Consider the following 21,266-nt stretch of genomic DNA (forward strand, 5'->3'; position numbering starts at 1 on the left):
CGGGGCGGGCGCCGCCGTTTTCACGGCGGAGTGGGGCCCGTGGCGTCGGCGCGGATCGGACCTGAGGAGGGAAGGGTTTTCCGGCTGCGGGTCTTCATGAACGCGACGAGGGCGTCGACTTCGTGCGCCTGCAGGATGTGGCCATACGCCGGCATACCGGTGCCGCCATTCACGATGCGGATGATGAGGTCGGTTTCGTTGAGCCGATCCGCGACCGTCGTGAGGTCGGGCCCGCGGCGGCCGCCGAGTCCCTCGATCAAATGACAGTTCAGGCAGGCACGGGCATGAAACAGTTCCGCGCCGCGTTCGATCAACGGATCGGTGCTGCGGACCACCGACGGTGGCAGCGGCTCCGCCTCGAAGTTCGGCGACCATGGCGCCTTCGATCCGACGATCCACAGCGACCCGATCATCAGCACCGTCAGCACCACCACCGCGATCGACCATGGGCGGCGCGACCAGTGTCGCTCGCCCTTCGAACCGAGAATCGGCGCGAGCAGGAGGATCATGCCCATGAGCACCGGCGCGAGGATCATCACCACGCCTTCCATCCGCTCCGGGATCAACGCGAGCACCGCGAAATACCACAGCAGGTACCAGTCGGGCCGGGGATCCGCCTCGAGGATGCTCGGATCCGGCGGCATCTCGACCGGCGGTGGACCGTAGACCAGCGCCAATCCGGCAATGAGCAGGATCATCGCCGTGCCGAAGACGAAATCGCGCCACGCACCGTCCGGCCAGAACGGGACGCCGGTGCGCTGCAGCTCGGCCTCGTAGTCGCGCCGGTAGGTGGCCGGGTGCACCGGCTTCCCGGGCACCGGCACATCCGAGATGCCATGGCGCAGGACGAGCCAGAGATGCAGCCCGATGAAGGCGAACATCAGTCCTGGAACAATGAATACATGGATCGCGAAAAACCGGCTCAACGTCGCCCCGCCAAGCGTCGACCCGCCGAGAATGAACCGCGCGAGCCAGTCGCCGATCAGCGGGACGCGTCCCGCCTGTTCCGCGGCCACGACCACCGACCACGCCGCCGTCTGGTCCCAGCGCAGGAGTTGCCCGGTGAAACCCATCACCAGCGTGAAACCCAGCAGCAGCACCCCCGTGCTCCAGCTCATCTCCCGCGGATACTTGTAGGCGCCGAAAAGAAAGGTCTGCGCCATGTGCGCACCGACCATCAACACCATCGCGGAGGCGCCGTAATAGTGCAGCCCTCGCATGAAGTTGCCGAAAGGCGCCTCCTCCGAAATGAACCGAAGCGTGTCGAAAGCCTGCGCCGACGACGGCACGAACGAGAACGCCAGCGCCACTCCCGTGATGACCTGTACGATGAACGCCGCGAGCGTCGCACTCCCGAACACATACCACCACGTCGCGTCCCGCGGCACGAGGTGCTTGAGCGAAGGACCGAACAGCGCGCTCAGGCCGAGGCGGTCGTCGAGCCACGACCAGACGGAGACGATCGTCCGCTTCATAGGGTCGTCGTGATCGGAAGGGCCGTGACCTTGATTTGTACTTCGCCCTGCACCACGCGCGTGTCGTAGCGGAAGAGCGGCAGCGGAGGCGGACCGGCGGCGACGCTGCCATCGGCGTAATACACTCCGCCGTGGCAGGGACAGAGGAAAAGCTTCGCGCCCGGCATCCAGCGCACCGGGCAGCCCAGATGAGTGCAGTGCGCCGAGAACGCGGTGAACGACTCCTCGCCGTCGCGGCGCATCCAGGCGGCCGCGCGCGCGGTCACGCCGGCCCATGGCAGCGGCGAGGGATCCTCGAAGACGACGCTGACCGTTTCGCCGATGGTCCAGTCATCGAGCTGGCCGACCGTGCGCCAGGCCCCGGCGACTTTGCGGAAAATCGGCGCGACCACGAAGCCGACCACCGGCACGCCGATGATCCCTGCGCACGCGACGCCGAGACCGATAGACAACCGGCTGAGGAAGCGCCGCCGCGACAGCAGCGCGACGGCTTCGCGCGTGGGCAAACCACCGGGAGCAGGGCCCGAGTCAGGAGTGGGGGTGTCCTCTTTCATGCAGGAAGTCGACGATCCAGCCCGCCAGCGAACCGGCGAAAACGATCAGTCCCAGGACGAACACGACCCACGACGTGATGACGCTCCAGCACAGCAGCGTGATCCCGAGACCGAGGCCGGCCGGCCAGAAGGTGGGCGCGGGCATGTGCTCGGCAGGCAACCGTTCCCAGCCGGCGGGAATCGGATCCGTTTCTTCGCGCGGGGCGTTGGACGCATGGTTCATGACGACAGCTCCTCCGCGGCGGCCGGCGCCCCGTGCCAGCGCGAAAGCTCGAGCATGATCGCCGCGACATACACGGAGCACATCGGGATCCACATCAGCAGGCCGCCGATCTGCCGGTCGTGTTGCGCGGAAAACAGCCCGCGAAAATCGGCCCACGGCTGCGAAGCCGCGAGCGGTGCCTGATACACCGAGCAAATCTCGACGGGTGTCAGCGTGAGGATCATGCCGAGCGCCGAGCAGCCGAGGCACGCGGTAAACAGATACGCGACACCATGCCCCGGCAGCAGGCGGTCGCGCTCGGCTGGGGCGAGAATGGGCCACCAGAACAACGTGCCCAGCGCGAGGAGCGAGAGGGTCTGGAGCGCGCGGACCGGGCCGCTCACCGCGGCGGCATTGCACAACGCCGGCGCGTGCCAGAGCCACATGGCGCCGATCCCTGCCGCCCAGCCCAGCAGCGGAAGACGTCGCGCCAGCGGATGCGCCATCCGGAGGGTGAACGCCCGCGGCAACGCCAGCAGCAGCAATCCCGGCGCGATCAGCAGCAGCAGGATGTGTTGCGTCATGTGCGCGCTGAACAACACGCCGTCGGCGAGGGCCGCGAGCGGCGAGAGCAGCGCCAGCACCACCACCGCGAGCGCCGCCATCAGCCAGCGCCACCGCGCGCGCGTGCCGAACGCACGGGCAAACAGCAGGGTAAACACGCTGCATCCGCCGAGCACCCACGGATTCGCGGACCAGCCTTCGAGGAGCAGGCGATTCAGGTTCATAGGAAACGCGGAAGGAAATAGACGGTCGCGAGGACGAACACCCAGACGATGTCCACAAAATGCCAATACAGCCCGATGGCCACGAGCGGCGACCGCCGTCCGGCAAACCGGCCGCCGGCGATCAGGCCGAACACGATGAGCAGCGCGATCAGGCCGGCGAACACGTGGAAGCCGTGGAATCCGGTGACGAGGTAGAATGACGACCAGAAAAGCTTCGACTGCAGCACTGCGCCTTCACGGTAAAGAAGCACGTACTCCATCGCCTGCCCGGCGAGAAACACGAGGCCGAGCCCGATGGTGAGGCCGAGCCAGCCGAGCGTCCCCGCGCGGTGCCCGCGCGCCTCGGCCGCCTCCGCGCGCCACAGCGTGAAGCTGCTGGAAAACAGAAAGAGGCTGAAGATTCCCGTCATTTTCAGATCGAGGCTGAACGCGGCCTCGCGTCCCGAATGCGGCGAAAGGTTGAGATAGATGAAGGCGAACAGCAGCGTGCCGAAGAACGCGGCCTCGGAGGCGATCAGGGTCCAGACGGAGGTCTTGCCGCGATCCGGAATAAGCAGCGGTCCCGAAGGTCCGACCGGCGGATCCGGCTGCTCCGGGTGAGCGCTGTCCCACAGCGGCCGGCGGGAGCGGAGCGGCGGCAGCGCGACAAAATTATGCGCCGGCGGCGGCGACGAAGTGGCCCATTCGAGCGTCCATCCCTGCCACGGGTTGTCACCTGCCGGCGTTCCGCGTCGCAGGCTTCGCAGGAGATTGTACGCGAGCACGAGTCCGGCGGCCGCCATGAGGCACGCGCCGACGGTGGAGACGAGGTTCATCCAGCCCCAGTGCGTGAAATCCGGATACGTGTAGACGCGGCGCGGCATGCCGACGAAGCCGAGCACATGCTGAATCCCGAAGGTGGCGTTGAAGCCCACGGTCATCAGCCAGAACGTCCAGTTGCCAAGCCGTTCGGACAGCATCCGGCCGCTGATCTTGGGAAACCAGTACTCGAGGCCGGCGAGCACCGCAAAGACCACGCCGCCGACGGCCACGTAGTGGAAATGAGCGACGAGGTAGTAGCTGTTCTTCGTCTGCCAATCGAGGGCGGCCGAGGCATGCGTCACCCCGCTCAGCCCGCCCAGCGTGAACTGGATCACGAACGCGATCGCATACTTCATCGCGACCGTGAGACGGATCCGTCCGCGGAACATCGTGGCGGTCCAGTTGAGCACTTTCACGCCGGTCGGAATCGCGATGAGCATCGAGGCGATCACGAAAAATGTGTCGGCCGCGCGGCCGAGCCCGATCGTGAACATATGGTGCGCCCAGACCGCGAAACTCAGCAGCGCGATCGCGACCGAGGAGAGCGCGACGAACTCGTAACCGAAGATCGGTTTTCGCGAGAAGACCGGCACCACCTCCGAGACGATCGCGAACGCCGGCAGGGCGAGGATGTAGACCTCGGGATGGCCGAACGCCCAGAAGATGTGCTGCCAGAGCACGGCCGAACCGCCTTCGCGATCGAGGAAGAACGACGTCCCGAACTGCCGGTCGAGCAGGAGCATCACGAGACCGGCGTTCAGCACCGGCAGCGCGAAGACCACGATGAACGAGTTGACGAAGTTGATCCAAACGAAGAGCGGCACGCGGCGCAGCGTCATGCCGGGAGCGCGCAGGCAGAGCACGGTGGCGATCAGGTTCACCGCGGTGGCGACGGAGCCGATGCCGAGGACGATCAATGCCAAGATCCAATATTCGACCCCGAGCTCCGGATTGTAGGGCGTCTCACTGAGCGGAGCGTAAGCGAACCAGCCGACTTTCGGCATCCCGGTGAAGATCGAGAAATGAAGCAGCGCGGCGCCGAGCGGAATCAGCCAGACGCTGAGCGCGTTCAACCGCGGAAACGCCATGTCACGCGCCCCGATCATCAGCGGCACAAAATAGTTCGCGAGGCCGAACAACGCCGGCATCGCGACGAGAAAGATCATCGTCGTGCCGTGCATCGTGAACAGCGCGTTGAACGTGTCCGGACCGACCAGGGTGTTGTTCGGCACCGCGAGCTGCAGGCGGATGAACAAAGCCTCGAGTCCACCGATCACGAAAAACAAGAACGCGAACAGCAGATAAAGGATGCCGATGCGCTTGTGATCGACGGTCGAAAGCCACGCGAGCCGCCAATGCGCGCGCACGGCCTCGCCGGAAAGTTCCGGACCGAGGGAGCCCGCGGGAGCGGCGGCGGCGTGGTTCATTGGAGTGTCTCCAGATACGCGAGCAGGTGGTTCAGCTGCTCATCGGTGAGCTTGAAGTTAGGCATCAGGACGCCCGGCTTCACGGCCGGCGGATCGGTGAGCCAGAGACGGAGATTCTCCGGCGTGTTCGGCATGAGACCGGCCCCGAGAAACCGTCGGCTGCCCAGATGGGTGAGGTCGGGCCCCGCGTTGCTGTCGCCGCCGACGCCCTTGATGGCGTGGCAATTCACGCAGGTCATTTCGCGGAACAACTGCTGGCCGCGCGCCGCGTCCGCCGTCGGCGGAGGTGGCGCCGCCTGCCGCTGATGTTGCACCCACGTTTCGAACTCCGCCGGCGACTCGGCGATGACTTCGAAACGCATCCACGCGTGCTGCGTGCCGCAGAATTCGGAGCAGACGCCTTGATAGATCCCGGGTTCGTCGGCCTGCAGTGACAGGTGATTGGACGCGCCCGGCACCGTGGTGAGTTTCCGGGTCAGGCGCGGTACCCAGAACTCGTGCAGCACGTCGGCGGTATCCAAGCGGATCGAAACGGGCACGCCGACCGGAATGTGGATTTCGTTGGCGGTGACATAGCCGAGCTTCGGGCTGCGAATCTCCCACCACCATTGATGGCCGATGACGATCAGGTCGGGCTCGGGCGGAGCGGGCGGATCCGCGACCTCCATTGCGGGCAGAGTGAGGACGAACAACAGCAGCACGATCGCGAACGGAATGACGGTCCACACGATCTCGAGTTTGAAGTGTCCTGAAACTTGGGCCGGTTCGCCGACGCCTTCGCGCCAGCGATAGCGCACCAGGCTGTAGCCGACGAGTCCCGCGACGATGGCGAAGATCGCTGCGCAGATCCACAGCGTGATCGAAAACAGGTCGGAGATCGCGTGCGCCGCCGGGGAAGCGGGGCTGAAAATGGATCCGGACTCGCCGTTCACGCGGGGACGTTGCGCTGGCTTCCTCACCGGCACAAATCGCGCGGCCGGCTCGAGTTTTCCTATTTGCCGATCAGGCGCGCACCCGAAGCGGACCGAAATAAACGCTCAGGAGCACCTGTGTTACAGCTTTGCGCGGACGGCCCGCAGCCCTACCGTCGCAGCACCATGCAAATGAGCACGACCCGGCGGTGGTGGCATAAACTGATCGGCAAGGACGATGCGTTCTACGATCTGCTGGAAGCCGGAGCGTTGGAGGCGCAGCGGAGCGTTCACCTGCTGAGCGCGCATTTACGCGCGATCGCGGAGGGCACGACGCCGCCCGACGCCCAGGCGCTGGCTGAATCCCGCCGCCGGCAGAAGGCGATTCGCATGCGCACCGTCGAGGAGTTGAATTCCTCGTTGATGCCGCCGTTCGATCGCGAAGACATCCAGGCGCTGGCTTTCGCGCTCTATCGCATCCCCAAGGTGATCGAAAAACTGGTCGAGCGGATCGCCATCTATCCCGGGCCGCTGCCGGTCCAGCCGTTTCAACAACAGGCCGAATTGCTGACGATCGCGGCGGACGCGCTGGTATTCATGATCCAGCAGCTTCCCTCGGGAGCCGACATGGTGAAGGTGGGCGAGGCCAATGCGCGACTGCAGGCGGCGGAGGGAACGGCGGACAAAACGATGCTCCAACTGCTCGGCGAGCTCTACCATAGCCAGCATAGCCCGAAGGAACTGGTGATCCTGCAATCGCTTTATGAGCTGCTCGAGCGCGCCGTCGATCGCTGTCGCGACGCGGGCAACGTGATCCTGAAGATTGCGCTTAAGAACGGTTGACGGAGTTGCTGTCCGGAACGGCCGGCGCCGTTCGTTGGAAGTGGAAAGCGGGTCTTTATCAGTCGACCCGTCCAACCGAAATCACACTTCCTTATGACCACCACCTCCACGTTACCGGTGTCCAGCCTCGAAAATCGCGGCGCGAAATCCTTCACCCGCTTCCTCCCGGCCATCGGCCGCATTTTGCTTGGGCTGCCGATGGTCATCTTTGGACTCAACGGGTTCTTGAACTTCATCCCGCCGCCGGAGACGCCGCTGCCGGAAGGGGCGATGGCGTTCGCCACGGCGCTGGTCGCCACCGGCTACATGATGCAGCTGATCGGTGCGACCCACCTGATCGCGGGACTGCTGCTGCTGACGAATCGCTTCGTGCCGCTGGCGCTGTTGTTGTTGGCGCCGTTTTTCGTCAACAGCATCGCCTTTCACGCCGTGCTGGAGCGTTCCGGTTTGGTCATGGCTCTCATCTTTTGCGCGCTCGAGCTGGCCCTGGCGTGGCACTATCGCCGCGCTTACGCGCCGCTGTTCGTCAGCCGTTATCGTCCGGCCGTCTAGATAAACGCCGGCGGCTGCGGCAATTCCGTCTGGAGCAGGAGAGGGACGTCGTCATGCTCACGACCTCGCATGACGAATTTATCCCTCCTGCCACCGTGCGCGTGGGTGCTCGCAGTTCTGGCCATCGTGGCGCCCGCGGTCCGCGCGGCGCATTCACAACTGTGGGGTGAACAGGGCGAGCGCTGGAGCGCGACCGGCCGACTCCCGGATTTTTCGTTCGCCGGCTACCATCGCGGCGAGGTGCCGCTGCCCGATGTGCCGGTGGCGACAAACGTGAAAGATTTCGGCGCGAAAGGCGACGGCATCGCCGACGATACCCGCGCCCTTAACGCAGCGATCGCGGCGACGGAGCGCGGGGCGGTTTTTCTGCCGCCGGGCCGCTACAAGGTTACGGACTACCTGCGGATCGAGAAAAGCGGGATCGTGCTGCGCGGTGCGGGGGACGGTCGCACCGTTCTTTGGTTTCCGCGTGGACTGGACGAAGTTCATCCCCGCGCGGGCCGCACCAGCAACGGTTCGCCGGCGAGCGGTTACTCGTTTGATGGCGCGTTCGTGAAAGTGTCGGGCAGCTACGGAGCGGAGACGGTGGCGCGCATCACGTCGGTCGCGTTACGCGGCAGCACCGTCGTCGAGGTCGACGACGCGCGCGGATTGTCGGTCGGGCAACCGGTCCTCGTCGTTCTCCGGGAAGCGGCGGATCAAAGTCTCAAAACGCATCTCTACGACGGCGATCCGGGCGACATCGCGCGGGGGAAATCGCTCGACACGAAGATGCTCCTGCGGATCACCGCGATCCGCGGCCAGCAGGTGCAGTTCGATCGGCCGCTGCGCTTCGACACGCGCGCGGCCTGGCAGCCGGAGCTGCGTCGCTTCGCGCCGACGGTGACCGAGTCCGGCATCGAAGCATTGACGTTCGAGTTTCCACCGACGCGTTACGGCGGGCATTTCAAGGAGAACGGCGCCAATGCGATCGAGCTTCGCCAAGTGTACAACTGCTGGGTGCGGAATGTCGTGATCCACAACGCGGATCTCGGCATCAACATCGTGGCGTGCGGCAACACGGTCGACGGGGTCGTGTTCACCGCGGACCCGGCGCGCGGCACCCCCGCGAGCGGCGTCGAGGCGTGCACGGGGCATCACGCGATCCAGTGCAAGGGTGCGGAGGACAATCTCGTGACGCGCTTCGAGCTGCGGACGAGCTATGTGCACGACCTCTCGGTCGAGCACGCGTCGGGCAACGTGTTCGCCGACGGGCGCGGCGCGGACGTGAATTTCGACCATCACAAGGACACGCCGTACGAAAACCTTTTCACCGCGATCGATTGCGGCGCCGGGACGCGCGTCTGGCGTTGTGGCGGCGGAGCGTCCCTCGGCCGCCAGTGTGCGGCGCGGGGGACGTTCTGGGGCATTCGCGCCGCGCGTCCGATCGCACCGCCGCCGGACGGCTGGGGCCCGGCGAGCATGACGTTCGTCGGGTTCGCGGCGTCGGTCGCGGAGTCGGCGAAATCGGATCGTTGGTGGGAAGCCATCGCACCGGAAGACTTGAGTCCGCGCGATCTGCATGCGGCGCAGTTGCGGCGTCGGCTCGGTCCGGCGACTGCGCCGGCACCTTGACGCCGCGCGGCCTTCGCCCGGCGCCGGCGTAAACAGAAGTTGAATACGCCGGGTGGGGGAGCGATACCCGGTCTGTCGTTACTCCTCGAGCACGAGCAGGGAGACGCCCTGCCGCGGTAGCGTGAAGTCCAGTCCCACGCGACCGTCTGCGACGGCGACTTCGGCCGGCGCGCTCAACTGCGCGAGATGACCCGCGTTCACGAGTTCTCGATATTGTGCTTCGTTCGGCTCGTGCGGCGATCCCATCGCCTGCCAGGCCGCCCAGGCGTTGCTGTGTTCGCCATCGATGCGGTAGTGCCGCACCCGGACCTTGGTTGCGGCGCCGAGCCCGGAGACCTGGAGCGCAACGGCCGCGTCCGGCCCCGGCACATCGTCATCGTGATAATGCCAGACGAGGACGCACACCCGATCGCCGTCGACGCTGGCGAGCGCCGAGATATCGGCTTCGCCCCGCACTCCCTGTTCGATCATGGTGTCGAGCGGCACCTCCGCGGAGCTGTGCGTGGCCACACGCTGACCGCTCATCCGGCTGAACATGCGAAACACATTCAGCACCGGCAGATCGATGCCGTTGGTCGCGAGCACGCGCTGACCCGCGAAGTAGGGCTGGTCCTCGAACTCGAACGCCCAGGTGACTGCGCCTTCGAGGTTCACGCCGTGCCGGGCTGCGAGCAGGTGCTTGCGGGCGAAACTCGCGGCCGTGTAGCTCGCATAGATCGAACCGACGCGATAGCCGAGCTGCGGCCCCTGGCATGCGGCGCAGCCGTCGGGATCCGATTCGCCGATGACGATCGGCTTGTCCTTGAGTGCGGGGACGGCGGCGATTTTGCGGAAGCCGTTATCGATGGCCTTGAGCTGGGCGTGAATGCCGAGACGCACGTGACCGTCGACGAACGTCGGCTGGCCTTTGGCGTGAAACGCCAGGAAATCCGTCGGCGTGCCGGTTTCGCCGGTGGCGTAGTTTTTGCCGCTGACGATGTGCTTGAGAAAATCGTCCATGAACTTGCCGCCGCTGCCGGCGGTGTGCGGGCCGCCGACGCGAGCGGTGGGCAGGGCGCGGCGGATGCCATCGATCGCGTAGTCGTGCAGCTTGTACCATTCTTCCGGCGTGCCCTTCCAATACGCGCCGTTCGCCTCGTTCCACACCTCCCAGTACCAGGTCTCCACCTCGGCACGGCCGTAACGCTCGACGCAGTGCTTCACCCATTCGTAGGCGAGCTGGCGCCAGGCGTCGTAATTCTTGGGCGGATACGCCCAGCCGGTGACGATCCGCTCGTAGGGCAGCCCCGGCCGCCACTCGTGCTGGTAGGGTTTCGGCGCGGTCGACAGCGCCTCGGGCATGAATCCGAGCTGTGCGAACGGCCGCACGCCGCGCGCGAGATAGGTGTCGAAGATGCGGTCGACGATCGCCCAGTCGTACACCGGCCGGCCGGTGGCGTCCTCGGTGTAAATGTTCGTGCTGCCCCATTTCAGCGCGGGCGTGCCGTCGCCGGACGTGAGCAGGTTGTGCGCACGGAAATACACTTCGCGCGGACGCAGTTCGCCGAGTTCCGCGAGGAGCTTGCGGCCGTCCTTCATCGTCGCGTAGTTGGGCTCGTCGGCTCCGAAGAAACGCCAGATCGGCCGCAGCTCGCCCAGCGGGCGGGCGGCGTCGACCTCGATCGAAACCGGGCGCGGGTTTTGCGCGGTCAGGGGAAGCGCGATCGCGAGACCGATGACGGCGGTCGCGAGGCGAAGAAAGAACGGGGGCGTGGGGTTCATCGGCAGGAGGGGTTGCGGGCGCGGCGGTGCGACGGAATTCGTCCACCGCGCCGGAAGTTTCGCGCGCGAACGCCGATGACGCCATCGCATTTCCCGCCGACTGTCCGAATGCGTGCCGGGAGTGCCGGCTGCAGTGACCCGCCTGACGACGCGGGCCTGCGAGCGTTCAGCTCGCCGTCGCGGCCGGGCTCTCGCCGAAGAACTCGACGACGTGCGAGACGTGTTTGAAGCCGCGCGCGCGGAGCATCTCCTCAACCTCGCGCACCGATGCCGCCAGGGAGGCCGTCACGCTGCTGTCGAGCTCCGTGATCCGGTCGCCGGCGCGGGAACGGATCGAGTACACCGGCTGGTCGCGCGCCACGGAAAACTCGGTCGTGCCGCTGAACTGATATTCGCGATGCACCAGTCCGATTTCCTCGAGCGTGCCGAGCGAACGGTAGACGGTCACGAGATCGCAGCGGCTGCCGAGCGCCTCATGAATCGCATCGATGCGTTTCGGACGGCCGGCTTGGAGCAAGACCTTGAGGATCGCGATGCGAGGTTGGGTGATGCGGAGGCCAGCGGCCTTCAACTTCGAGATTGCTGCATCCAACTCCGCGTGTGGTTCGTGTTTCATGTGGGGAAAACTAAAGGACCGTGTGTAGATCGGCGCAGACCTCTGAACCAACTTTAGTTGGTAGTCAACGACGCGGCCACGGAGTCCCGCACGAAAACGGCGATTCGGCCGTTCGAATTATTCGCGTTTATTCGAAGGTCGCGAGCACCGCGCAAACCGCCGAGACGAGCGCGGAGATCTGCACCGGTTTTTGGAGAACGGCATCGACGCCGAGCGCCTGATAGTGGCGGACCTCCTCGCTCGAGAGACTGCCGCTTTGTACGAGAATGCGTCCCGCGAACGGAATCTCACGCAGCTTCCTCACGAGGCCGAGTCCGTTGAGTCGCGGCATCTGGTGATCGGTGAGGAGAACGTGAAATCGCGCGGGATCGGCGGCGATGCGTTCGAAGGCGGCCTGCCCGTCGGGCACGGTTTCCACGCTGTGACCGATGCTGCCAAGCGACCATTTGATCAGATCGCCGAGTTGTTCGTCGTCTTCCGCGCAAAGAATTCGCCGCATGCGCCAATCGACGCGTTCCTCGGGAATTGGTGCCGTGCGGTACTTCTTCGGAAAGTCATGGGAGCCGTTCCTCCCGAGGAGGTGGCTCGATTTACGGTAGAAACAACCGTCGTTGGTTTTTGAGCGTATTTGACGCCAGCGCTTTGCGGCGTCGCGGTCCCGCCGATACGCGGCGGCCGCAATTCAGGTTGCTGACGCCGTGCTCCTCTCCGTTTCATCGCGCGAATGATGCGCTCGTCCGACTCTCTTTTATCTCCGGCTGATCGCGGGCGGGTGTGGACGATGGTCGGACTGGGGCTGGTCGCGATGCTTGCGATCCTACCGCACGTGCTCGTGCGGCGCGAGCGGTCGCGACAATTCGTTCCGGGCGAACTTGGCCGCGAGCCGGCGTCGCCATTGGCCGCGGATCGCGCCGCGCTTTCGCCGCGAGCCTATCTCACCCGGGCGCTCGGCGTGACCGAACGCGTGGAAGGCGGGGCTGAGTGGGCCGAGTGCAATCGGCTGACTCCGCGGCTGGCGTTTTCCCACAATCTCTCGCGCATCTTTCCACCGTCGTTGCAGGCAGAGCATCCCGAATTTTTTCCGCTGGAAGACGGCCGCCGCCTGACGCCACCGGCGGGCGCGGGTTGGTGGAATCCCGATCTGGGCCGCACGGATGTGGCGGAATGGGCGGCGGACGCGGCCCGCGTTTATTTCGCGGCGAATCCCGCGGCTGTGAGCTTTGCCGTCGGGGTCAACGATGGCCTGGTGTTTGGCGAGTCGTCGGAGACGCTGGCGGCGGTGTCGCCCTTGCGGTGGTTTCGCGAGCGGCCGGATTATTCCGACCTGGTGTTCGGTTTCACGAACCGCGTGGCCGACGCGGTGGCGCGCACGACGCCGGAAAAATATGTCGGGGCACTGGCGTATTACTGGGCCGAAAACGCCCCGCGGTTCCCGCTGCACCCGAACGTCATTCCCTTTCTTACGGCTGATCGCTCGCAGGGCTACGACCGTGAGTTCTGGCAGGAAGAGAGGGCGCTGCAGCGTCGCTGGGCGGCGGCGCCGCGGGCGATGACTCCCGCGCCGCCGCCCCCGCGAGCGGGATTGTACGATTATCTATACGGCCACGGTTTTCTGACGCCGCGGACGCACACGCGATTGATCGCCGAGCACCTGCGTCACGCGCGCCGCGCGGGCTTCACGGATTATTACGCGGAGATGAATCCGAACTGGGGGCTCGACGGGCCGATGCCGTGGCTCGTGGCGCAGCTGCTGCAGGATCCGGAGCAGTCGCCGGAGGTGCTGCTCGACGAATACTATCGCCGCTACTTCCGCGCCGCCGCCGGGCCGATGCGGCGGTTCTTCGAGCGTTGCGAGCGTCAATGGATGCATCAGCCCGGTCCTGCGTATTGGTTGAAACACTACCGCAACGAATCGCAGGCGGCGCTGTTTCCGCCGGCGACGTGTGGCGAGTTGCGGGGCTTGCTCGCGGAGGCGGAGCGCTGCGTTGCGGGCGACGAGATCGGGCGGCAGCGGGTTCTGCTGGTGAGCGCCGCCTTCGGCGTCACCGAGCGGCTGGTGGCGTTGAGCGAGACCCGCATCGCGCTGAATCGCGCGGCGTTCGCGGACCAAACCCCGTGGCGCCGCCTGCTGGCGCTCGCCGAGCGGGCCGCCGTGGCGAAACGGGAATTCACGAGCTTCACGCAGCGGCTGCGACGCGAGTCGCCGCTCGCGATTGCGGCCTTCAACGACGAGGACTATGTACGGCACGAGCCCGTCGCGAATGCGGTGATTGAGATTCACCGGCGCGCCTCAGCCGAGGGCGAACTCACGGAAGCGGAAACGGCGCTCGCTGACGCGGAGCTCGGAGAGGGCGGGCTCGTGTGGCGTGCGCTGGCGGGACCGGAGGGTCGCGCGCAGTTGCGCGATGGCGCGCTCGCGGGAGAGCTGCAGCGACCGCGGCGTATCGCCGGCCTGGACTACGGCGTGGCGCTGCCGGCAGACTGGCTCAGCTCGGTCGAACCGGGGGAAGGGCAGCAGGCGGTGTTCGATGGGGAGCGCACGTTGCGGCTGACTCGTAACAAGGAAACTTCGATTTATCAGTGGAACGCCGTCACGATGGCGGGGCTGCATGTGGCCTCCGTGCGGGTGCGAGGTCGCGTCTCGCCCGGGAATGTCGTCAATCTGACACTGGGCTGGCTCGACGAGGCGCAAAAGCGCGTCGGATTGGAGGTGCAACGGCTGCCCGACGGTGAGTGCCCGGAGTGGGTGACGCTGCGAGTAGCCCGCGTGCCTCCGCCCGGGGCGCGATGGGTCGGCGTGAGCGTGCGCCTGCAGAATCAATTGCCCGGCGATTGGGTGGAGGTGCGGGATTTCTCGCTGGTTGCGAGGGAGTAAGACGGTGGCATCCCCGCGACGCGGCGGGGCCGGCGAGCGTGTTGGCAGGTTGAATACAAAGAATTCGCAACGCATGTCGCCGGTTTTTTGACACAGAGTTCGCTGAATTTCCCGGCCGGATGCTTGCTTTTCCTAGGGCAACCTAGGAAAAACCCCTACGCCAGCCGATGACTACACCGCGGATTTATCTGTCGCCGCCCCATATGGGCACGGCGGAAGCCTCCTTCGTTCAGGAGGCGTTCGAGACCAATTGGATCGCCCCGATCGGTCCGCAGATCGACCACTTCGAGCGGGAATTCGCGGCCAAAGTCGGGGCCAAGCATGCAGTCGCGCTGTCGTCGGGGACGGCGGCGCTGCATCTCAGCCTCCACCGGCTCGGACTGCAGCGCGGCGACGAGGTGTTCTGCTCGGACCTGACGTTCGCGGCGAGCGCGAACCCGATCGTCTATGAAGGCGCGCGTCCGGTGTTCATCGACAGCGAGCGGACGAGTTGGAACATGGATCCGGCGCTGCTCGCGGAAGCGCTGAGCGACCGCCGGCGGCGCGGCCGGCGGCCCAAGGCCGTGGTGCTGGTGCACCTTTACGGACAGCCGGCGAACCTCGATCCGATCGCGTCGTTGTGTTCCGAATACGAGATTCCGCTGATCGAGGACGCGGCGGAGGCGCTGGGCGCTGGCTATCGCGGCGCGGCCGGCGGAGCGGAGATTGCGCCGGGCACGCGGGGACTCACCGGCATCTACTCGTTCAACGGTAACAAAATTATCACTACGTCGGGCGGCGGCATGCTGGTGACGGGGGACGCGACGATCGCGGAGCAGGTCCGTTTCCTGTCGACGCAAGCGCGGGATCCGGCTCCGCACTACGAGCACTCGCGCATCGGTTTCAACTACCGGATGAGCAACGTCCTCGCCGGGATCGGCCGCGGGCAGCTGCAGGTGCTCGACGCCCGCGTCGCGGCACGGCGCGCCAATTTCGAATTTTACCGCGAGGCCTTCGCCGACGTGCCCGGGATCGCGTTGATGCCGGAGGCGCCGTTCGGACGTTCGACGCGCTGGCTCACATGCGTGCTGATCGACCCCGCGGAGTTCGGCGCGGATCGCGAGGCGGTGCGGCAGGCGCTGGCGGCGGAAAACATCGAGGCGCGCCCGGTGTGGAAGCCGATGCATTTGCAGCCGGTGTTCGCGGAGTGCGCCTGTTTCGGCGGCGCGGTGAGCGAGGATCTGTTTGCGCGCGGGCTCTGCCTGCCTTCGGGCTCGAGCCTGACACGCGGCGAGTTGGAACGCGTCGCCGCCGCGGTGAGGCGTTGCGCGAGAACGCGAATTTCGGCCCCATGCTGAAGCGCGCCTTCGATCTTTCCGCGGTGATCCTGACGGCGCCCGGCTGGCTGCCGCTGTTGCTGATCGTGGCCTGGCTCGTGCGCCGAAATCTCGGGACGCCGGTTTTCTTTCGCCAGCCGCGACCGGGAAGGCACGGCGAGATCTTCGAGATGATCAAATTTCGCTCGATGCGCGAGGCGCGCGATGCCAGCGGCCGCTTGTTGCCCGACGCCGAGCGGCTGACGCCCTTCGGGCGCTGGTTGCGGTCGACGTCACTCGACGAACTGCCGGAGCTGTGGAACGTGCTCCGCGGTGAGATGAGCCTCGTCGGGCCGCGGCCGCTGCTGGTCGAATATCTTCCCCGCTACACGGCGCGGCAGGCGCGTCGTCATGACGTGCGGCCGGGTCTCACCGGGCTCGCGCAGGTGAACGGCCGCAACGCGCTCGGTTGGGAGCAGAAGTTCGAGTGGGACGTGCGCTACGTCGAGCAGCAGGGTTTCCTGCTCGATCTGAAGATTCTCGGCGCGACGGTGCGGCAGGTGTTCCGGCGCACCGGCATCAGCGCGCAAGGCGAAGCGACCATGCCGGAGTTCCGCGGCGCACCGGCCGACCTCCCGCGTCCGGCCACCACTTCCAGCCATGTTCAACGTCTCGCTTAACCGCCGCAGCCTGCTGCTGGCGGTGGTCTATGCCATCATTCTCTCGATCGGGTTCTACCTGTCGTATGAGGTCCGGTTCGATTTTCTGGTGCCGGAAAACCAGCAGGCGGAGCGGCTGCGCCTCCTGGGTATTTCCGTGGGGGTGAAGGTCATCGCGCTGGTGCTGGTCCGCCAGATCGGCAGCATGATGACGTATTTCAGCATCCCCGATCTTCTGCGGGTGGTTTGGGCGATGAGTGCGTCGAGTCTGGTTCTGTTGCTGCCGCGGCTGATGGGGATCAATGAGTTTTCGCCGCCCCGCGGCGTCCTGCTGGTCGATTATTTTCTCAGCGTCGGCGGCATTTGCGCCGTGCGTCTCGCCACGCGCATCTTTCGCGAGCGCATCGTGGCGAGCCGGCGCGGCGAACACGTGCCACAGCAGCGCATCGCGATCGTCGGCGCCGGCGACGCCGGGGCGGCGCTGGCGGCCGAGTTCGTCAATCACCCCTCGCGCGGTTTCAAGCCGGTGATGTTTTTCGACGACGACACGGACAAGCACGGCAAACGCATCCACGGCGTGCTCGTGGTGGGCGCGCCGGAGCAGATCACACGGATGGTGCCGCCGCCGGACATCGCGAAGATCGTCATCGCGATGCCGAGCGCCCCCGCGAAACGCATCCGCGAGGTCGTGCTGACGATGAACCGGCTCGGTTACAAGGTCGAGACCCTGCCGGGCATGGCCGATCTCGCCTCGGGCCGCGTCAAGGTCAGCCGCCTGCGTCCGGTCGAGGTCGAGGATCTACTCGGGCGGGAGCCGGTGAAGCTCGACGATGAGGCGATCCGGAACTCGATCGCAGGTCGCGTGGTGATGGTGACGGGCGCGGGCGGCAGCATCGGCAGCGAGCTCTGCCGGCAGATCGCGCAACTGAATCCACAGCGGCTGCTCATGGTCGAGCAATCGGAGGCGGCGCTGTTTTTGATCGAGCAGGAACTCAACGAATCCGGACTGGGGGCCGTCGCGTTGCCCTTGGTGGCCGACATTCTGGATGGCGACCGGATGGAATTCATTTTCTCGCGTTATCGTCCGGCGATCGTCTTCCACGCGGCGGCGCACAAACACGTTTTCCTCATGGAGCGGCAGCCGGCGGAGGCGTTTCGCAACAACGTGCTCGGCACGCGGCTCGTGGCCGAGACGGCGGCACGCCATCAGGCCGCCGAGTTCGTGCTTATCTCCACCGACAAGGCGATCAATCCCACCAGCGTGATGGGCGCCACGAAACGACTGGCCGAGATTCAGCTGCAATCCGTGCAGGCAGCGAATCCGCAGACGCGTTTTGCAGCGGTGCGGTTTGGCAACGTCCTGGGCTCGTCGGGAAGCGTCATCCCGATCTTCAAGCGCCAGATTGCGTTGGGCGGGCCGGTCAATGTCACGCATCCGGATGTCACGCGCTACTTCATGACCATTCCGGAAGCCGTCGGCCTGGTGCTGCAAGCGAGTGTGTTGGGGGAGGGCGGGGAGATCTTCGTCCTGGATATGGGCCGCCCGGTGAAGATCGTCGACTTGGCGAAGCAAATGATCGAGTTGAGCGGCTTCAAACCGGGCACTGACATCGAGATTCGTTTCACCGGCCTGAAGCCGGGCGAAAAACTTTACGAGGAGCTGCAACATCATGCCGAGCGGCACGAAGCGACAGAGCATCCGAAGATCATGCGTTTCGTCAGCGACCACCAGGATCTCAACAGCGATGGCGTGAAAGACCTCGCGGAGCGGCTTTACCGCTTGGAGGGGCACGAGATCAAGGCCCAGCTCAAGCGGCTCGTTCGCGAATACACGCCGCATCTCGACTGAGCGGTATTCGCAGCGCCGCTGAAACGGCAGTGGGTTGCAATCCGGCTGAACGCTTGCCGGGAACCGGTGGCTCGCGCCGTGTTCTGTGAATTTCCGTGACGACAAGGATTCACACTGACCGGAACTTTCGGTTTTTCCGGTCCCGCGGTTGCCGAATCGCCGGTGCGTCTCGAAATTTCCTCATGACATCCCCTTTCTGGTTTTTACCTGACGGCTGCCCGTCGACCGAACCCGTTCCCAGGAGGCGGATCCGCTGAGCATGCGCCATCGCCCGATCGCTCACGAAGGGGCGGCGTCACCGGAGGGTGGGGCTGGTCTCCCGCCGTTTGCCTGGCCTTCGGACCTGGAAGGTTTGTCGCAGGCGGCGAACTGGGAGGCTCTTCGCGAGGTTTTGCTCAATCTGCCGGTGCCGCTCTATGCCACCGATGCGGAGGGGCGGATCCAGCTCTTCAATGCTGCCGCCGCGGCGTTGTGGGGACGGTCGCCGGTCGTCGGGCGGGATCGCTGGAGTGGCGCCGCGCGGCTGCTGCACCCAGACGGATCCGAGATGCCGGCGCGCGATCATCCCATGGCCGCAGTCCTCGCCACGGGGCAAAGCTGCGACGATGTCGAGTTGCTGTTCGAACGACCCAACGGCGAACGGCGCCAGGTAGTCTGCCACCTCCGCCCGTTGCGCGACGTCGACGGTCGCATGGTCGGCGGCGTCGGCGCGGCGATCGACGTCACGGAGCAACGTCAGGCGGACGAAGCGAGGGCACGGCTCGCCGCCATCGTGGAATCTTCGGACGACGCCATCGTGAGCAAGGACCTGAACGGCATGATCCAAAGCTGGAATCGCGGCGCCGAGCGGCTGTTTGGCTACACCGCGGCGGAAGCGATCGGCCGACCGGTGACGATGCTGATCCCGGAAGACCGCGCGGGTGAGGAAGAGGAGATTCGGCGCCGGATCGGCCGCGGCGAGCGGGTCGAACATTACGACACGACGCGACGAAGGAAGGACGGCCGTTTGGTCGAGGTTTCGATCACGGTGTCGCCCCTGCGAGACCGGTCGGGACGCGTGATCGGCGCCTCCAAGATCGCGCGCGACATCAGCGAACGCCGGCGCGCCGACGATACCGCCCTGCGGCTGGCGGCGATCGTGGAGTCGTCCGACGACGCGATCGTGAGCAAGGATCTCAACGGCATCATCCGGAGCTGGAATGCCGCCGCGACGCGACTTTTTGGATACACGCCGGAGGAGGCGATCGGGCGTTCCATCATGCTGCTCATTCCGCCCGAACGGCGGGCAGAGGAGGACATGATTCTCGAGCGGATCCGCAGCGGGGCGCGGGTGGAACATTATTCTACGATGAGGCGGCGCAAGGACGGCGGGCTGGTCGAGGTGTCGCTCACGATTTCTCCGGTGCGGGATGCGAGCGGCCGCATCATCGGCGCGTCGAAGATCGCCCGGGACGTTACCGAAAGGAACCGGGCGCAACGCGAACTGCAGGTGGCGCATGCGCGCGCGCTCGCCGCGGTGCAGGCGAAGGACGATTTCCTCGCGGCACTTTCGCATGAGTTGCGCACGCCGCTCAATCCGGTGCTGCTGTTGGCCAGCAGCGCGGCGGAGGATCCCGCGCTTTCCGCCGACATCCGGCGCGACTTCGCCTCGATCCGCAAGCACGTCGAACTCGAGGCACGGCTGATCGACGACTTGCTCGATCTCACCCGAATCACCCGCGGGAAGCTGCCGCTCACGCCGGGCGTGCATGATCTGAATCTGGTGCTCGACGACGCGTTGACGACCGTGCGGCCGGATATTGCCGAAAAAGGGCTGCAACTGACGTGCGAGCTGGATCCGTGGCCGGCGCAGGTGCGGGCGGACGCCGTGCGGCTGCAGCAGGTTTTTTGGAACGTATTGAAGAATGCGGTGAAGTTCACGCCGGCAGGCGGCCGCATCTCGGTGCGCACGCGGGTGGATGGCAGCCGCCGCCGGGTGACGATCGAGGTGGCGGACACCGGCATCGGCATCACCGAAGCGGAACTGGGCCGCGTGTTCGAAGCGTTTGCGCAGGGCGATCACGCCGCCGCGGGTGGCTCGCATCGTTTTGGCGGCGTCGGCCTGGGCCTCGCCATCTCGCGCATGCTGGTGGAACTGCAGGGCGGGACCATTCGCGCGGAAAGCGGCGGCCGCGATCAGGGCGCACTGTTCGTGATCGAGCTTCCTCTGGCGACGGCCACCGGAGTTGCCGCGACGGCCGCAAAGCCCGGCCGCGGCGCCGGTCCGCCGAAGCGCACGCTGCCGCGGCGACGGGTGTTACTGGTGGAGGATCACGGCGCGACGCGCTCCGCGCTGGCGCGCATTCTCGGCCGGCGGAATTTCGAAGTGGTGACGGCCGGCAGCGCGGGGGAAGCGCGCGATGTCGCGCATGCCGGGAGATTCGATCTTTTGATTTCGGATATCGGACTGCCGGATGGCAGCGGCTACGAACTCATGGAAGAGTTGAATGCTGGTGGCGCCCTGCCGGGAATCGCGCTCACAGGCTACGGCATGGAAGAAGACATGGCGCGCAGCCGGAGATCGGGATTTCAGGCGCATTTGACGAAGCCCGTGGCCGTGGAAGACCTGGATCGTGCTCTTGCGCAGGTGCTCGATGCGACAGGCCTCTAGGTGGACGCGGCCGAGCGATTCGGCGCGTTAGCGGGTCTGATGCGGTCGGGAAAGTCCGCCCTTGACCGTGAAAAGAAATTCTTGGGGCTTTTCTTTTGAGGTAATGTTTTTGCAACATGACCCGCGACGATGCACACGAATGCCGACAAGGAAGGGAGCCAAGCGTCGGGCCGATGGAGCCCGGCCGCGCTGAAATCGATCGTCGCGGAGCTGGCGCGGCGCCATCCGGACGAACGTGCGGACCGCATTGAGCAGATCGTGCAGTACTGCAAAGGGGCGGTGTTTCCGGCCGAAGGTCGTGAGCGGCTGATTCGGTTTGCGACGGGACTGTTGCGGACCGCGCCGGGAAAATCCGGAGAGAGGCTGCCACGGGGCCGTTGAATCGGGCGGAGGG

Annotated in this window: 18 protein-coding genes; 9 read left to right on the plus strand and 9 right to left on the minus strand. The window is 65.8% G+C overall.

Annotated elements, in window-relative coordinates:
• Positions 1 to 20: 20 nt before the first annotated feature.
• From AC6RV7_RS11565 to coxB, 6 genes are read right to left on the minus strand one after another with little or no spacing between them, the layout of a single operon-like run.
• A complete protein-coding gene (locus AC6RV7_RS11565; protein WP_500094132.1) occupies positions 21 to 1,475 on the minus strand; it encodes a cytochrome b N-terminal domain-containing protein in 1,455 nt (484 codons plus the stop codon).
• Positions 1,472 to 2,029: a QcrA and Rieske domain-containing protein gene (locus AC6RV7_RS11570; protein ID WP_500094133.1), complete on the minus strand. Its 558-nt coding sequence runs from the start codon at positions 2,027 to 2,029 to the stop codon at positions 1,472 to 1,474. The genes AC6RV7_RS11565 and AC6RV7_RS11570 overlap by 4 nt, the downstream gene beginning before the upstream one ends.
• Positions 2,004 to 2,252, minus strand: coding sequence for a hypothetical protein (locus AC6RV7_RS11575; RefSeq protein WP_500094134.1), 249 nt, complete (start codon positions 2,250 to 2,252; stop codon positions 2,004 to 2,006). Before AC6RV7_RS11575 ends, AC6RV7_RS11570 begins: the two co-directional genes overlap by 26 nt.
• A complete protein-coding gene (locus tag AC6RV7_RS11580) occupies positions 2,249 to 3,019 on the minus strand; it encodes a cytochrome c oxidase assembly protein (protein ID WP_500094135.1) in 771 nt (256 codons plus the stop codon). Before AC6RV7_RS11580 ends, AC6RV7_RS11575 begins: the two co-directional genes overlap by 4 nt.
• Positions 3,016 to 5,247, minus strand: a complete 2,232-nt coding sequence (gene ctaD / locus AC6RV7_RS11585) for a cytochrome c oxidase subunit I (RefSeq protein WP_500094136.1) — start codon at positions 5,245 to 5,247, stop codon at positions 3,016 to 3,018. Before ctaD ends, AC6RV7_RS11580 begins: the two co-directional genes overlap by 4 nt.
• On the minus strand, positions 5,244 to 6,179 hold the full coding sequence (gene coxB, locus AC6RV7_RS11590) for a cytochrome c oxidase subunit II (protein WP_500094137.1): 936 nt from the start codon (positions 6,177 to 6,179) through the stop codon (positions 5,244 to 5,246). Before coxB ends, ctaD begins: the two co-directional genes overlap by 4 nt.
• 171 nt (positions 6,180 to 6,350) lie before the next feature.
• Between coxB and AC6RV7_RS11595 the strand changes: the two genes are divergently transcribed.
• The 3 genes from AC6RV7_RS11595 to AC6RV7_RS11605 all read left to right on the plus strand — a co-directional run bounded on the left by AC6RV7_RS11595 (position 6,351) and on the right by AC6RV7_RS11605 (position 9,167).
• The gene (locus AC6RV7_RS11595; protein WP_500094138.1) at positions 6,351 to 7,001 is read left to right on the plus strand and encodes a DUF47 domain-containing protein; all 651 of its coding nucleotides are present in this window, start codon (positions 6,351 to 6,353) and stop codon (positions 6,999 to 7,001) included.
• Between the two features lie 93 nt (positions 7,002 to 7,094).
• Positions 7,095 to 7,553: a DoxX family protein gene (locus tag AC6RV7_RS11600; protein WP_500094139.1), complete on the plus strand. Its 459-nt coding sequence runs from the start codon at positions 7,095 to 7,097 to the stop codon at positions 7,551 to 7,553.
• A 69-nt stretch (positions 7,554 to 7,622) separates the two neighbouring features.
• The gene (locus AC6RV7_RS11605) at positions 7,623 to 9,167 is read left to right on the plus strand and encodes a glycosyl hydrolase family 28-related protein (protein ID WP_500094140.1); all 1,545 of its coding nucleotides are present in this window, start codon (positions 7,623 to 7,625) and stop codon (positions 9,165 to 9,167) included.
• Between the two features lie 78 nt (positions 9,168 to 9,245).
• On the opposite strand, the gene AC6RV7_RS11610 is transcribed toward AC6RV7_RS11605, so the two are convergent.
• The 3 genes from AC6RV7_RS11610 to AC6RV7_RS11620 all read right to left on the minus strand — a co-directional run bounded on the left by AC6RV7_RS11610 (position 9,246) and on the right by AC6RV7_RS11620 (position 12,043).
• Complete coding sequence (locus AC6RV7_RS11610; RefSeq protein WP_500094141.1) at positions 9,246 to 10,928, minus strand: GH39 family glycosyl hydrolase; 1,683 nt, start codon at positions 10,926 to 10,928, stop codon at positions 9,246 to 9,248.
• 166 nt (positions 10,929 to 11,094) lie between these two features.
• The gene (locus AC6RV7_RS11615) at positions 11,095 to 11,544 is read right to left on the minus strand and encodes a Fur family transcriptional regulator (protein ID WP_500094142.1); all 450 of its coding nucleotides are present in this window, start codon (positions 11,542 to 11,544) and stop codon (positions 11,095 to 11,097) included.
• Between the two features lie 127 nt (positions 11,545 to 11,671).
• Positions 11,672 to 12,043 (minus strand): response regulator, encoded by a 372-nt coding sequence (locus AC6RV7_RS11620; protein WP_500094143.1) that lies wholly within the window; start codon positions 12,041 to 12,043, stop codon positions 11,672 to 11,674.
• Between the two features lie 225 nt (positions 12,044 to 12,268).
• Here AC6RV7_RS11620 and AC6RV7_RS11625 point away from each other — a divergent pair, with 225 nt between their 5' ends.
• The 6 genes from AC6RV7_RS11625 (at position 12,269) to AC6RV7_RS11650 (ending at position 21,253) form a co-directional block, all read left to right on the plus strand.
• Entirely contained in the window at positions 12,269 to 14,419 is a 2,151-nt protein-coding gene (locus AC6RV7_RS11625; RefSeq protein WP_500094144.1) for a DUF4838 domain-containing protein, read from the plus strand.
• A gap of 167 nt (positions 14,420 to 14,586) precedes the next feature.
• Positions 14,587 to 15,756, plus strand: coding sequence for a DegT/DnrJ/EryC1/StrS family aminotransferase (locus AC6RV7_RS11630; RefSeq protein WP_500094145.1), 1,170 nt, complete (start codon positions 14,587 to 14,589; stop codon positions 15,754 to 15,756).
• A complete protein-coding gene (locus AC6RV7_RS11635; RefSeq protein ID WP_500094146.1) occupies positions 15,750 to 16,394 on the plus strand; it encodes a sugar transferase in 645 nt (214 codons plus the stop codon). Before AC6RV7_RS11630 ends, AC6RV7_RS11635 begins: the two co-directional genes overlap by 7 nt.
• On the plus strand, positions 16,375 to 18,222 hold the full coding sequence (locus tag AC6RV7_RS11640) for a polysaccharide biosynthesis protein (protein WP_500094147.1): 1,848 nt from the start codon (positions 16,375 to 16,377) through the stop codon (positions 18,220 to 18,222). Before AC6RV7_RS11635 ends, AC6RV7_RS11640 begins: the two co-directional genes overlap by 20 nt.
• A gap of 259 nt (positions 18,223 to 18,481) precedes the next feature.
• Positions 18,482 to 20,872, plus strand: a complete 2,391-nt coding sequence (locus AC6RV7_RS11645) for a PAS domain-containing hybrid sensor histidine kinase/response regulator (RefSeq protein ID WP_500094148.1) — start codon at positions 18,482 to 18,484, stop codon at positions 20,870 to 20,872.
• 129 nt (positions 20,873 to 21,001) lie between these two features.
• The gene (locus AC6RV7_RS11650) at positions 21,002 to 21,253 is read left to right on the plus strand and encodes a hypothetical protein (RefSeq protein WP_500094149.1); all 252 of its coding nucleotides are present in this window, start codon (positions 21,002 to 21,004) and stop codon (positions 21,251 to 21,253) included.
• Positions 21,254 to 21,266 lie beyond the last annotated feature (13 nt).

The organism is Opitutus sp. sgz309028 (genome assembly GCF_059821195.1).